The following is a 12,414-nucleotide window of genomic DNA, read 5'->3' on the forward strand; positions in this document are numbered from 1 at the left end:
CGTCTGCAACCGCGCATCAGCCACCCACACACCCACCTGCCGATGCAAAACACCGACCAAAATGAGCACCACACACAACACCTCAACCGAACCGACCAACCGGTCGGGCCTGGCTGGCGCGGGCTCGGTATTCGGTGCCCGGGACGAGGGTGGAGGTGGCGTGACGGGAGCGGCGGGGTCAGTCGTACTCAGGGCGATCACCTTCTCCGATGTCAATCCAGAGCATCTTAGAGTGATCGGGATGTTACGCAGGGTCCAACGCGGCTCCTGGTTCCGCTCGCCGGCCTGCAGCATGCAGATATGCGCAACGCATAATGGGTCGGGGTGCCGCGCGGCCGACAGGTGCGCGGGCACCGGAGCGGGCGTCGCGATCGACGCGGGGACGAGTGGAAACGGCGGTACGGTGACCCAGGCGATCCCGAACGTGACCCGGAACACCCGGCAGCGCGCCGAGGTGCTGGCGCTGCTGCGCGAGGTGGAGGGCTTTCACACCGCGCAGCAGTTGCACCAGATGCTCGTCGCCCGGAAGGCGCGGGTGGGGCTGACCACCGTCTACCGGACCCTGCAGCTACTGGTCGACGCCGGTGAGATCGACTCGACCCGGTTGCCCGGCGGGGAGCAACTGTTCCGCCGGTGCAGCCAGAGCCGGCACCATCATCACCTGGTCTGCCGGGAGTGTGGGCGGACGGTCGAGGTGGCCGGGCCGGCGGTCGAGCGGTGGGCCGACCAGGTCGCGAGCCAGCACGGTTTCACCGATGTCAGCCACACCATGGAAATCTTCGGTACCTGCGTCTCGTGCGCCGAGTGATCGCGCCGGGCGACAGGTTCACGCGGTCACCGCTGCCGGCACGCCGGCAGCCTGTGGACCCATCCGGAAGTCGGGATCGATCTGGGCGGCAAGGTCCACCCCAACGCGATCGTTGGCCCAGGCGGCGGCGTTGCGTCGGTGGAATTCGTGTGCCCACCGGGTGAAGGCCGCCCAGTTCTGCGGCGTGCCGTCCACGGCTCCCACCAGCTGTGCCAGGGCCTCGCGGTTGACGTCCTCGAGCTCGGCCAGCGGATCGACCGCGCCGCGTTCCGCCCGGCGTACGTAGGGCGAGCGGCTGACCCAGGTCAACAGGTTCGTGCCGACGTGCTCGTGCAGGAAGTCCACATCACTGGTGTCCTCGATCTTGTTGCCGACAACCGACAGCGCCACGCCGTAGTCGCGGGCGTGGCCGGCGTACTGCCGGTAAACCCCGACGCTGCGCACCGTCGGCTCACACACGAGAAAGGTGCGGTCGAAGCGGGTGAACAGCCCGGAGGCGAATGAGTCCGTACCGGCGGTCATGTCCAGCACCACGTATTCTCCGGGTGCGTCGAGCATGTGGTTGAGCAGCAGCTCCACCGCGCCCACCTTCGAGTGGTAGCAGGCCACCCCCAGGTCTTCGGCGTTGAACTCGCCGGTGACCGCCATGCGCACCCCGCCGATCCGGCGTACGCAGGCGGCGTAGATCGGGTTCTCCTCGACCACCCGCAGCAGCCGCGATCCGCGCCCGGGCGGGGTGGTCTTGACCATCTGGCTTGCCGCGCCGATGCGCGGGTTGTCGCCCCGCAGGTAGTCCTTGATCGTCGACAGGTGCTCGCCCAGCGGGGTCGCGCCGGCCAGGGCGTTCACGTCGCCGCCGAGGGCGACCGCGAGATGTTGGTTGATGTCGGCGTCGATGGCGAGCACCGGCCGGTCCTGGCCGGCGAGGTAGCGGGCGAACAGGGCCGCCAGCGTCGTCTTGCCGCTGCCACCCTTGCCCACGAACGCGACCTTCATCGCTGACGCCTCCCGTCACCACTACTGCAAACCGTTTTCATGAGCGCTAAGGTTATCGGAATCGAGCGCTGTCGGGGGCGCAGACGCGCCGATCGCCGGCGGCCTCCACCATGAACAGCAGGTGCCACCCGCCGCAGCGCCGCCGCGGCGGCGCTGAGATGGTGTTCGGCGATCCAGACGCCGGCGTAGCCTGCGGTCTCGGCGGCCAGACCGTAGTCGTGCGCGTCGGCCAGCGCCTGGGCGTGGCTGCCGCCGTCGCGGCGCCCGGCGAACGGAAGCAGGTGCGCCTGCGCCTGCTCCGTTGCCTGCCGGGCGCCGAGCGGGTCAGCAGTCACGCAGCTCGGGCGACTGGTTGAGCAGCTGGCCGCGGGTCGAGACGAACCTGCGGTAGGTGTCGGAGCCCACGGCGGACGGCCGGAAGGCCGCCACTCGGTGGCAGTTCTGGAACGCCAGCTTCACCCCGAAATGGCGCTCCAGGCTGGCCCGGATGGCGTCACTGGCCAGGGCTCTCAACAGTTGCCCGCGCTCGGCCTCGGTGGGCGGTGGCACAACGTTGTCGGTGAACTCCGTGTCACCGGACCGCAGGTCGGCGACCACGCGGCTGACGGTCTGCCAGGCGTAGGGCAGCGAGTTGCGTACGCAGGCGACGAAGGCCTCGTCGTCGACCGGCCCGGACTCGGCGGCCTCGAGCAGGTTGGTTGGAACGGTGAGAGACATGCTCCTCCTCCGCGTTAACGATCACGATTGTCGTTAGCGTTACGCGTTGAGCACATCACGTCACGAATCGTGGCGTCAATAGGCGGTCGCGCGTGTCGGACGCCGGAATCCGGACCCACCCTCGAAGGCTTTAATGAAAACCGTTACCGTTTGCAGGTCCTCAAGCCTGGCCCGACGAGTGAGGGAGACCTGCCGTGGCCGTACCGAAGCGAAGAATGTCGAGAATCGAACACCCGGCACCGCCGGGCCCGGTGGAAGGCGCGGGTGCCGCAGCCGACCCCCTGTCCGTGCCCCCGCAAGGAGCTGGTGCTGCCGCACCGGGCCTGCGCGCACTGTGGGCTCTACAAGGGACGACAGGTGGTGGACGAGCCGTGACCAGCCGCCTGCCGGTGACCGTGCTCTCCGGCTTTCTCGGCGCCGGCAAGACCACCCTGCTCAACCATGTCCTGGCCAATCGGGACGGGCTGCGGGTCGCCGTGATCGTCAATGACATGAGCGAGGTCAACATCGACGCCACCCTGGTCCGGGACGGCGGATCGCTGTCGCGGACCGAGGAGCGGCTGGTCGAGCTCACCAACGGCTGCATCTGCTGCACGTTGCGCGACGACCTGCTCGACGAGGTCGCGCGACTGGCTCGGCAGGGCAGATTCGACTACCTGCTGGTCGAATCCAGCGGCATCTCCGAACCGATGCCGGTGGCGGCCACCTTCGCATTCGGCGTGGAGGACGGCCAGGTGCTCGACGACCTCGCCCGGCTGGACACCACCGTGACCGTGGTGGATGCCGCGGGGCTGCTCGCCCGCATCGAGGCGGGGGAGACGCTGGAGCAGCGGGGGCTGTCGGCGTACGAGGGCGACGACCGCGGTATCGCCGATCTGCTGGTCGATCAGATCGAGTTCGCCGACGTGCTGGTGGTCAACAAGACCGACCTGGTGGACGCGGCGGACCTGGCGGTGGTGGAGGCGCTGCTGGCTCGGCTCAACCCGGCGGCCCGGCAGCTCCGCGCCGTGCACGGCCAGGTCTCCCCGGCGGAGATCCTGCACACCGGCCGGTTCGACCTCGAACGCGCCGAGACCGCGCCCGGATGGGTGGCCGAGCTCAACGGCGAGCACGTTCCGGAGACCGAGGAGTACGGCATCTCCAGCATCGTCTTCCGCGACCACCGGCCGTTCCATCCGCAACGGTTGTGGGACCTGCTCGCCGGCGGGCTCGACGCCTTCGGCGTGATCCGTTCCAAGGGCTTCCTCTGGTTGGCCAGCCGCCCCGACGTGCAGGCGCTGTGGTCCCAGGCCGGCCCCTCCGGCCGCTGCGATCCGGTCGGGCTGCCGGTGGTGGTCTCGGGCGAGTGGCCGCAAGACCCCGCCGAGCGGAGCGAGTTGGCGGCCCGCTGGCATCCCGTGTTCGGCGACCGTCAGCAGGAGATGGTGCTGATCGGCGTCGGGCTCGACCGCGACGGGTTGCGCGCTGCGCTGGCCGGGTGCCTGCTGACCGAGACCGAGGTCGCCGCCGGTGAGCGCGCCTGGCGGTCCTTGCCCGACCCGTTCCCGGAGTGGGACCTGGGCGATCTGCACGAGCACGTCGAGCTGGTCGACCAGGGCTGATCAGGCGACGGCCCGCCCGAGCGGTTCGGGCGGGCCGTCGCTCTGGTCCTGTTCCGGGGGCTCGGCGGGGCTTCCAGGCGTCGCGGCCATATTCTTGACTCATTCCAGAAAACGAGCCAGACTGTGGGACATGGCCCCGACCCTGGACCTCCAGCAGATGCTGCGTGGGGCCGCGCTTCGCGTCACCCGGCCTCGGGCGGCGGTGCTGGGCGCGGTGCACGCGCATCCGCACGCCGACACGGACTCGATCATCCGGGCCGTGCGCAGGGAGCTCCCCGAGGTGTCCCGCCAGGCCGTCTATGACGTGCTGCGCGCGCTGACCGCCGCGGGCCTGGTGCGGCGCATTGAGCCGCCCGGCACCGTGGCGCGCTACGAGGCTCGGGTCGGGGACAACCACCACCACGTCGTGTGCCGCTCCTGTGGCCTCATCGCGGACGTCGACTGTGCCGTCGGTGAGGCACCCTGCCTGGCCGCCTCCGACGGCCACGGCTACTCGATAGACGAGGCCGAGGTCACCTACTGGGGCCGGTGCCCCGACTGTTCCAGCACCGGCAGTTCCTGATCCCCCGGATCTGACACAGCACGGAAGGAATTCGATGTCCGAGAAGCACGATGCCGTTGTTCACGACGCTAACGCCGGCAGCGAGTCTCGCTGCCCGGTCGCGCACGGACGCGCCTCCCACCCGACCCAGGGCGGCGGCAACCGGGGCTGGTGGCCGAACCAGCTCAACCTGAAGATCCTTGCCAAGAACCCCGCCGTGGCCAACCCCCTCGGTGTGGAGTTCAACTACACCGAGGCGTTCAAGACCCTCGACCTGGCCGCGGTGAAGCAGGACATCGCGGAGGTCCTGACGACCTCGCAGGAGTGGTGGCCGGCCGACTTCGGCCACTACGGCCCGTTCATCATCCGGATGGCGTGGCACAGCGCGGGCACGTACCGCATCAGCGACGGTCGCGGCGGCGCCGGTGCCGGGCAGCAGCGCTTCGCGCCGCTCAACAGCTGGCCGGACAACGGAAACCTTGACAAGGCTCGCCGTCTGCTGTGGCCGGTCAAGAAGAAGTACGGCCAGAAGCTCTCCTGGGCCGACCTCATGATCCTCGCGGGCAACGTCGCCCTAGAGTCGATGGGCTTCAAGACCTTCGGCTTCGCCGGTGGCCGGGCGGACGTCTGGGAGCCCGATGAGGACGTCTACTGGGGTCCCGAGACCACCTGGCTCGGCGACGATCGCTACACCGGCGAGCGGGAGCTGGAGAATCCTCTCGCCGCGGTCCAGATGGGCCTCATCTACGTCAACCCGGAGGGTCCGAACGGCAACCCGGACCCGATCGCCGCGGCCTGGGACATCCGCGAGACGTTCCGCCGCATGGCGATGAACGATGAGGAGACGGTCGCCCTGATCGCCGGCGGTCACACCTTCGGCAAGACGCACGGCGCGGGCCCCGCGGACCACGTCGGCCCGGAGCCCGAGGGCGCCCCGATCGAGGAGCAGGGCCTGGGCTGGAAGAGCAGCTTCGGCACCGGCAAGGGCGCGGACACCATCACCAGCGGGATCGAGGTCACCTGGACCTACCACCCGACCCGGTGGGACAACGAGTTCTTCCACATCCTCTTCGCCTACGAGTGGGAACTGATGAAGTCGCCGGCCGGTGCGCACCAGTGGCGCCCCAAGAACGGCGCGGGCGCCGACCTGGTGCCGGAGGCGCACGATCCGTCGAAACGCCGCGAGCCGCGGATGCTCACGACGGACCTGGCGCTCCGGTTCGACCCGGTCTACGAGGAGATCTCGCGGCGGTTCCTGGAGCGCCCGGACGAGTTCGCGGATGCCTTCGCCCGCGCCTGGTTCAAGCTGACCCACCGCGACATGGGGCCGGTCGCCCGCTACCTCGGCCCGGAGGTTCCCACCGAGACGCTGCTGTGGCAGGACCCCCTCCCGCCGGTGACGCACAAGCTCATCGACGCCGAAGACGTCGCCACCCTCAAGGGCCAGCTCCTCGCCTCGGGCCTGACCGTCTCCGAGCTGGTCTCCACCGCGTGGGCGTCGGCCTCGACGTTCCGCGGCAGCGACAAGCGCGGCGGCGCCAACGGGGCGCGCATCCGCCTCGCGCCGCAGAACGGTTGGGAGGTCAACAACCCCGACGAACTGGCCAGGGTGCTGCACACCCTGGAGGAGATCCGCAAGGCCTTCAACGCCGCCCAGACCAGCGGGAAGCAGGTCTCGCTCGCCGACCTGATCGTCCTCGCCGGTGGCGTCGGCGTCGAAACGGCCGCCCGGAATGCCGGCTTCGACGTCGAGGTCCCGTTCACCCCGGGACGCACCGACGCGGCGCAGGAGCAGACCGACGTGGAGTCCTTCGCGGCGCTGGAGCCGACCGCGGACGGGTTCCGCAACCACCTCGGCAAGGGCCACCGCCTGCCGGCCGAGTTCCTCCTGCTCGACAAGGCGAACCTGCTGACCCTGAGCGCGCCCGAGATGACGGTCCTCGTCGGCGGTCTGCGCGTCCTGGGGGCCAACTACCAGCAGTCGCAGCTGGGCGTCCTCACCACAACCCCCGGGTCGCTGACCAACGACTTCTTCGTCAACCTGCTCGACCTGGGCACGACGTGGCGGCCGACGTCCGAGGACGCGAACACCTTCGAGGCGCTGGACCCCGCCACCGGCGAGGTCAAGTGGACCGGCAGCCGCGTCGACCTCGTCTTCGGCTCCAACTCGGAACTGCGCGCGCTCGCCGAGGTCTACGCGAGCGACGACGCGCGGGAGACGTTCGTGCACGACTTCGTCGCGGCGTGGGCCAGGGTGATGAACCTGGACCGGTTCGACCTCGCCTGATCCCGACGTCCGGGCCGGCCCGCGAGGGCCGGCCCGGACGCGGCAGCGGACGCCGGTCGGTCAGAGCCAGTTTCGGCGTTTGAAGATGAGAAAGAGGCTGACACACACGAGGCCCATCAGCACGATCGCGAACGGGTACCCGAAGCTCCACTTCAGCTCGGGCATGTTCTCGAAGTTCATCCCGTAAATGGTGCCGATGAGGGTGGGGGCGAACAGGATCGCCGCCCACGAGGAGATCTTCTTGATCTCCTCGTTCTGTTCGTAGCTGGCGGCGGTGAGGCTGCGCATCTCCTCGTTCTGCTGCTGCGAGACGAGGGTGGCGTTGACGGCGAGAATGTTCTGCAGCAGGTGCCGGTACCCGTCGACGCGTTCGACGACCTGGGTGAGGTGGTCGACGACATCGCGCAGGTAGCGTTGGAGCTCCTCCTCGGTGCCGTACTTGGTGAATCCGGCGCTGAGGGCGTTCAACACGCCGAGGAGTGGGCGTGCCGCGCGTTGGAACTCGACGACCTCCCGGCTGAGCTCGTAGATGCGGCGGCTGACCTTCGGGTCGCCGCCGAACACCTCGGTCTCGATCTCGTCGATGTCGTTCTCCAAGCCGTCGACGACGGGCGCGTACCCGTCGACGACCTGATCGAGGATCGCGTAGAGCACGGCCTCGGGGCCGCGGGCGAGCATCTCGGGCTCGGCCTCCATCCGCCGTCGAACGGCGGCGAGGTCGGGCGCCTCACCGTGCCGAACGGTGATGACGAAGCCGGGCCCGATGAACAGGTGCAGTTCGCTGAATTCGACCTCCTCGCGGTCGTCGTCGTAGCGGGCGGCGCGCAGCACCACGAAGAGCGTGTCGCCGTAGCGTTCGAGTTTGGGCCGCTGATGGGCGGTGATGGCGTCCTCGACGGCCAGGTGGTGCAGCCTGAACTCCGCGGCCAGCGAGGTGATCTGGTCGGCGTTGGGTCGGTAGAGCCCGATCCAGGCCATCGCGTTGTCCAGCTCGTGCAGACACTGGTAGGTCTCGGCGAGGCTCTTCGGGGAGGCATGGCGGTGGCCGCGGGTGTAGACGGCGCTGTCGACGAGTCGGCTGTCCGGCACGCCGGGGGCAGCGACCGGCGCGGCCGTGGTGCCGGACCCGTCGGCGGGAACCCGATGGCGGCTCCCCACGGGAAGCAGGAACGCGCGGCGCTTCGCAGGCATGAGGACCTCCTCGGGGCGAATGGAGAGGGGCATGCCCCTAGTCCGCCGGCGGCACCTGCTGCTGTACGGCGGTTGTGGGGCCGGTGGTGCTCGGGAGGCCGGTGGTACTGGGCGGTTCACTGCCCATCGCGTACCCCTCCTTCCGCCGGAAGCCTTCGTGGGCGCCATCCACCCGCGTGGCCCCGCTCCCGCCTGTGGCGGGACCGGGCGGGTCAGGGGCGCACTGCGGTGTTCGGCCGCTGACGAGTACCCGGAAGCCGGCGCGGTAGGCAGGCCGCGTGATCAGGCAACCGATGGGGGAGACCGCTCCCACCCGCCCGATCCAGAACGACGACGCCGGCGCCCCAGGCACCGATCGCCTCGGCGCGCCGCCACGATCGTGGACGCGGCGACAATCAGATCATATCGCCTTATCGAGGCACGAACCGCGAAAAAGCACGAGGAGCGCCCGCCGCCGACCAGGTCGACAGGACCGGTGAGATTGCGGACCGAAACGCCAAGGCGTACGCGGCGACGAAGATTATCCGGAGCCGTCGGTCACCCGACTCGCCAAGGAAAACCGGCGTTCACCTGGGCAGGCGCATCGGCCGTCCAGCCGAGTGCGCTCGCCGGGAAAGTCATCCTATGATCGCTCCACCCCAAGATCGGGTGAGCCACCTCACCCTCTTTTGAAAGGCCCCGAATGCAATCCAGGTTGGGCAGACGTTCCCTCATTGTCACAACAGCGACCAGCCTCGTCGCGGCGTTCGGTGCGGCCCTCGTGCCGAGCGTGGCGGCTGCGGCCGAAGGTCCCAACCTCAGCTACGTCGTCAACGCCGTCGGCAAGGCGCAGACGGCGGACGCCGCCGCCGCGGTCACCGAGGCCGGCGGCCAGGTGATGGTCTCGTACGCGCAGATCGGCGTGGTCATCGCCCGCTCCACCGACCCCGCGTTCGGCGAGAAGGTGAAGACGGTCGCGCACGGCGGCGCCGTTCTCTCCGCGGGTGCCACTCGGACCGCCGCTCTGCCCGCCATGGCGGAGGACGCCGAGGCGGTCGACGCCTACGTGCCGGACGATCTGGAGAACGCGACCCGGCAGAGCGACATGGTCCTCATCGGCGCGCGCGCTGCCCACGAGGTCAACCTGGGCAGCTCGACGGTGACCGTCGGTGTGCTGGACGACGGGATCGACGCCAACCACCAGGACCTCGCCCCGGTGGTGGACCAGTCGAAGTCGGTGAACTGCGTTGGCACCGGCGCCCCGGACACCACGCCGGGCGCGTGGCGGCCCTACAGCCTCACCGCCGACTACCACGGCACGCACGTGGCCGGGACCATCGCCGCGGCGAAGAACGGCGTCGGCATCGTCGGCGTCGCGCCCGGCGTGAAGCTGGCCGCCATCAAGGTCGTGAACCCGGACGGCTTCATCTACCCGGAGTACGCGATCTGCGGCTTCATCTGGGCGGCCGAGCACGACATCCAGGTCACGAACAACAGCTACTACGTCGACCCGTGGCTGTACTGGTGTGAGAGCCAGGCCGACCAGAAGGCGATCGTCGAGGCGGTCCGGCGCGCGGTGAACTACACCACCGAGCACGGCATCCTCAACATCGCCGCGGCGGGCAACGAGAACCAGGACCTCGCCAACAAGACGGTCGACACCACCAGCCCGGACGACACCAAGCCGGTCCGGCGCACCCTGGACCCGAGCTGCCTCAACCTGCCGACGGAGCTGCCGAACGTGGTGTCGGTGTCGTCGACCACCCAGCCCACCGTCCCCGCGAACGCCGTTGGGCCGTGGTACCCGGGTCTGACCACCCAGCCGACGCGCTCGTCGTTCTCCAGCTTCGGGCTCGGGGCCGTGGACGTGGCCGCTCCGGGGTCGAGCATCTACTCCACCTCGCCGTCGACCGGCGTGGCCAGCTACCGGTCGCTCTCCGGCACCTCGATGGCCTCGCCGCACGTCGCCGGCGTCGCCGCGCTGCTGGTGTCGAAGCACCCCGGGGCCACTCCCGACTACATCGCGGAGCTGCTGCGCAAGCAGGCCATTCCGCTCGCCTGCCCCACCTCCGGCACCGACTACACCCAGGGCCGGTGCAAGGTTGACCCGAACAACCCGAACGTCAACGGCTTCTTCGGATACGGCCTGGTGAACGCCTACAAGGCGGTCACCGAGAACGAGGACGTGACCGCGCCGACCGTCAAGGTCACCGGGGTCAGCGAGGGCCAGCAGATCACCCTCGGCCAGTCGGTGGACCCGGGCTGCTCGACCACCGACAGCGACAGCGGCGTCGCCGCGCAGGCCACCCTGTCCGTCACCGGCGGACCGAGCGTCGGCTACTTCACCGCCACCTGCGAGGGGGCTCGGGACCGTGCCGGCAACAAGGCCGCCGCGGTCAGCGTCACCTTCCAGGTGGCCTTCGACTGGAAGGGCTTCGGTTCGCCGATCGTGGCCGGGGTCAACTCCGCCAAGGCCGGCAGCGCTGTCCCGATCAAGTTCAGCCTCGGCGGTGACCAGGGCCTGAACATCTTCGCGGCGGGCGTTCCGCAGCTGCAGCCGACGACGTGCGACAGCTGGGCCCCGAAGGGCGCGCTCCAGCCGATCGCCGCTCCGGGCGCGAGCACCCTGACCTACGACCCGGCCAGCAAGCAGTACCAGTACAACTGGAAGACCGACAAGTCCCTGGCGAACACCTGTGGGCGCCTGGACGTCACGTTGATCGACGGCACCACCCACTCGGCGAACCTCTCGTTCAAGTAAGTCTCGCCTGTACGGTGGCGGCCCGGGGTTTCTACCCCGGGCCGCCACTGCTTTCTCCGCCGAATCGTCAGATCGCGCCCTGACCACGGGCGAGCATCCGGATCATCGCACCGGTTCCGTCACGGCTGCCGGCGGAACCGGGCCAGCCGGATCGACGTTGTCTCGGTCGCCCGGTCCGCCGTGACCCGGAGCGCCCGGCACGACCCGAGCGCGCCCGTCGCGGTCCACGATCCGCACCGCCACTCCCGCCACGTCCGTGATGCTGACCGGACCCATCGCTCGGGAGTCGTTCGCAACTGGGCGATTGTCGCCCAGGAGAAAGATCATGTGAACCGGCACGGTGCTGCGGGGGAAGGGATCGGTCGCGCCGAGATACTGCTGCGGCACAGGCGTCCCGTTGACGACGACTGCTTCGCAGCGGCCGCCCGGATCAGCAGGGCAGCCGACGGTGTCACCCGGAAGAGCAACAACTCGCAGCACGGAATCGAACTCGCGGCCGTTGTGGACGAGGTGCACGAGAACGACGTCCCCTCGGGACGGGGACAGCTTCTTGTTGAAGACGATGCGCTCGCCGACACGTACGGTCGATTCCATGGCGGCGCTCGGCTGGGTGACGGTGACGTAGTCGCTTCGGCCGAGCACGGTCGCCGCCGCGAGGGTGGCCAGGACCACGACCCCTCCGCCGACGCCGGCCGCGGCTCTGCGTACGCGCTGTGCCCGCCGCCTGCGTTGGGCGCGGTTGAGGACCAGCCGGGCCAGGTCGGGGTGGGCCCGTACCGCCGGTGCAGCAGCCGCCGCGAGCCGGCGCAGCTCCTCGGCCGCATCCGCGAGCGAGGGGAGAGTGTCGTTCATCGCGCGGTCTCCTCTGCCATGCTGAGGGTGGACTTCAAGGCGGCGCGAACCTTGTCCAGTCCGCGCGCGAGGTTGCTCTTGACCGTTCCTGGTGAGCACCCCATGACGGCTGCCGTCTCGGCTTCGCTCAGCCCGTCGATGACGCGCAGCACGACGGTGACGCGCTGTCGCGGGGGGAGCCCGGCAAGGACCTGATCGAGGTGCGTACGGGCGGCGATCGCCTCAGCATGATCGGGCCCGGGCTCCGGTGAATCCGGATCCGCCTCGGTGGGGACGGGGACGAGGTGGCTGCGCCGACCTCGATCTTTGGCCAGGTTGACCAGCACGGCTCGGACGTACGCCTCGGGCGAGTCCAGCTTCCTCGGCCAGTGTCTGACCAGCCGTAACAGTGCCGTCTGCAGGACGTCTTCGGCCTCGGCGGCGTCCGGCACGAGCAGCCGCGCGAACCGCAGCAGCTGGTTTCCGTGGACCTGCACGAACTCCGTGAAGTCCTGCTCTTCGGAGGGGGTCACATCCACTAGAACGAGACGCCTTTCCCACGCGTTGCATGTCGTGACTCACCGGCAGCACAGGACGTGCTCGGAGAACCGGCCAACAGTGTCGTACCCGTACCCATACCCGTACCCGTACCCGTACGCGTGCGGGTGCGGGTGCGGGAACGGCGGATCCCCGGCCACCGGG

11 protein-coding genes and 1 pseudogene are annotated in these 12,414 nt (G+C 69.5%); 6 read left to right on the top strand and 6 right to left on the bottom strand.

The genetic code is table 11. From position 1 onward, the window contains the following. Window positions 1-370: 370 nt before the first annotated feature. On the top strand, window positions 371-808 hold the full coding sequence (locus AB0C02_RS14965; RefSeq protein WP_357548626.1) for a transcriptional repressor: 438 nt from the start codon (window positions 371-373) through the stop codon (window positions 806-808). A gap of 18 nt (window positions 809-826) precedes the next feature. Here the strand turns inward: AB0C02_RS14965 and AB0C02_RS14970 are convergent, their stop codons facing one another. The 3 genes from AB0C02_RS14970 to AB0C02_RS14980 are packed head-to-tail and all read right to left on the bottom strand — an operon-like array spanning window position 827 to window position 2,521. Continuing rightward, window positions 827-1,804: an ATP-binding protein gene (locus AB0C02_RS14970; protein ID WP_357548417.1), complete on the bottom strand. Its 978-nt coding sequence runs from the start codon at window positions 1,802-1,804 to the stop codon at window positions 827-829. Next, a complete protein-coding gene (locus AB0C02_RS14975; protein WP_357548418.1) occupies window positions 1,801-2,139 on the bottom strand; it encodes a hypothetical protein in 339 nt (112 codons plus the stop codon). Before AB0C02_RS14975 ends, AB0C02_RS14970 begins: the two co-directional genes overlap by 4 nt. After that, window positions 2,129-2,521: an SCO5389 family protein gene (locus AB0C02_RS14980; protein ID WP_357548420.1), complete on the bottom strand. Its 393-nt coding sequence runs from the start codon at window positions 2,519-2,521 to the stop codon at window positions 2,129-2,131. The genes AB0C02_RS14975 and AB0C02_RS14980 overlap by 11 nt, the downstream gene beginning before the upstream one ends. A 194-nt stretch (window positions 2,522-2,715) precedes the next feature. Here AB0C02_RS14980 and rpmF point away from each other — a divergent pair. The 4 genes and pseudogenes from rpmF to katG all read left to right on the top strand — a co-directional run bounded on the left by rpmF (window position 2,716) and on the right by katG (window position 6,950). Next, window positions 2,716-2,896 (top strand): annotated as a pseudogene (gene rpmF / locus AB0C02_RS14985) (50S ribosomal protein L32). Then, window positions 2,893-4,122, top strand: a complete 1,230-nt coding sequence (locus AB0C02_RS14990; RefSeq protein WP_357548423.1) for a GTP-binding protein — start codon at window positions 2,893-2,895, stop codon at window positions 4,120-4,122. Before rpmF ends, AB0C02_RS14990 begins: the two are co-directional and overlap by 4 nt. A 130-nt stretch (window positions 4,123-4,252) precedes the next feature. Continuing rightward, on the top strand, window positions 4,253-4,684 hold the full coding sequence (locus AB0C02_RS14995; protein ID WP_357548425.1) for a Fur family transcriptional regulator: 432 nt from the start codon (window positions 4,253-4,255) through the stop codon (window positions 4,682-4,684). A gap of 34 nt (window positions 4,685-4,718) precedes the next feature. After that, window positions 4,719-6,950 (top strand): catalase/peroxidase HPI, encoded by a 2,232-nt coding sequence (gene katG, locus AB0C02_RS15000; protein ID WP_357548426.1) that lies wholly within the window; start codon window positions 4,719-4,721, stop codon window positions 6,948-6,950. A gap of 60 nt (window positions 6,951-7,010) precedes the next feature. Here katG and corA read toward each other — a convergent pair whose 3' ends face one another. Then, window positions 7,011-8,141 (bottom strand): magnesium/cobalt transporter CorA, encoded by a 1,131-nt coding sequence (gene corA, locus AB0C02_RS15005; protein ID WP_357548429.1) that lies wholly within the window; start codon window positions 8,139-8,141, stop codon window positions 7,011-7,013. 694 nt (window positions 8,142-8,835) lie between these two features. Here corA and AB0C02_RS15010 point away from each other — a divergent pair. Beyond that, window positions 8,836-10,881, top strand: coding sequence for a S8 family serine peptidase (locus AB0C02_RS15010; protein WP_357548430.1), 2,046 nt, complete (start codon window positions 8,836-8,838; stop codon window positions 10,879-10,881). 102 nt (window positions 10,882-10,983) lie between these two features. On the opposite strand, the gene lepB is transcribed toward AB0C02_RS15010, so the two are convergent. Next, entirely contained in the window at window positions 10,984-11,553 is a 570-nt protein-coding gene (gene lepB / locus AB0C02_RS15015; RefSeq protein ID WP_357548433.1) for a signal peptidase I, read from the bottom strand. Between the two features lie 176 nt (window positions 11,554-11,729). Beyond that, window positions 11,730-12,245 carry a SigE family RNA polymerase sigma factor gene (locus tag AB0C02_RS15020; RefSeq protein ID WP_357548434.1) on the bottom strand — a complete coding sequence of 172 codons (516 nt, stop codon included), beginning with the start codon at window positions 12,243-12,245 and terminating at the stop codon, window positions 11,730-11,732. Window positions 12,246-12,414: the final 169 nt, after the last annotated feature.

The sequence above is a fragment of the Micromonospora sp. NPDC048999 genome, assembly GCF_040649295.1.
Lineage (GTDB): Bacteria > Actinomycetota > Actinomycetes > Mycobacteriales > Micromonosporaceae > Micromonospora.

Excerpts from the sequence above, each read along its gene's own strand:
- AB0C02_RS14970 (WP_357548417.1), bottom strand. The coding sequence starts at position 1,804 with ATGAAGGTCGCGTTCGTGGGCAAGGGTGGCAGCGGCAAGACGACGCTG.
- AB0C02_RS14980 (WP_357548420.1), bottom strand. The coding sequence starts at position 2,521 with ATGTCTCTCACCGTTCCAACCAACCTGCTCGAGGCCGCCGAGTCCGGG.
- corA (WP_357548429.1), bottom strand. The coding sequence starts at position 8,141 with ATGCCTGCGAAGCGCCGCGCGTTCCTGCTTCCCGTGGGGAGCCGCCAT.
- katG (WP_357548426.1), top strand. The coding sequence starts at position 4,719 with ATGTCCGAGAAGCACGATGCCGTTGTTCACGACGCTAACGCCGGCAGC.
- AB0C02_RS14995 (WP_357548425.1), top strand. The coding sequence starts at position 4,253 with ATGGCCCCGACCCTGGACCTCCAGCAGATGCTGCGTGGGGCCGCGCTT.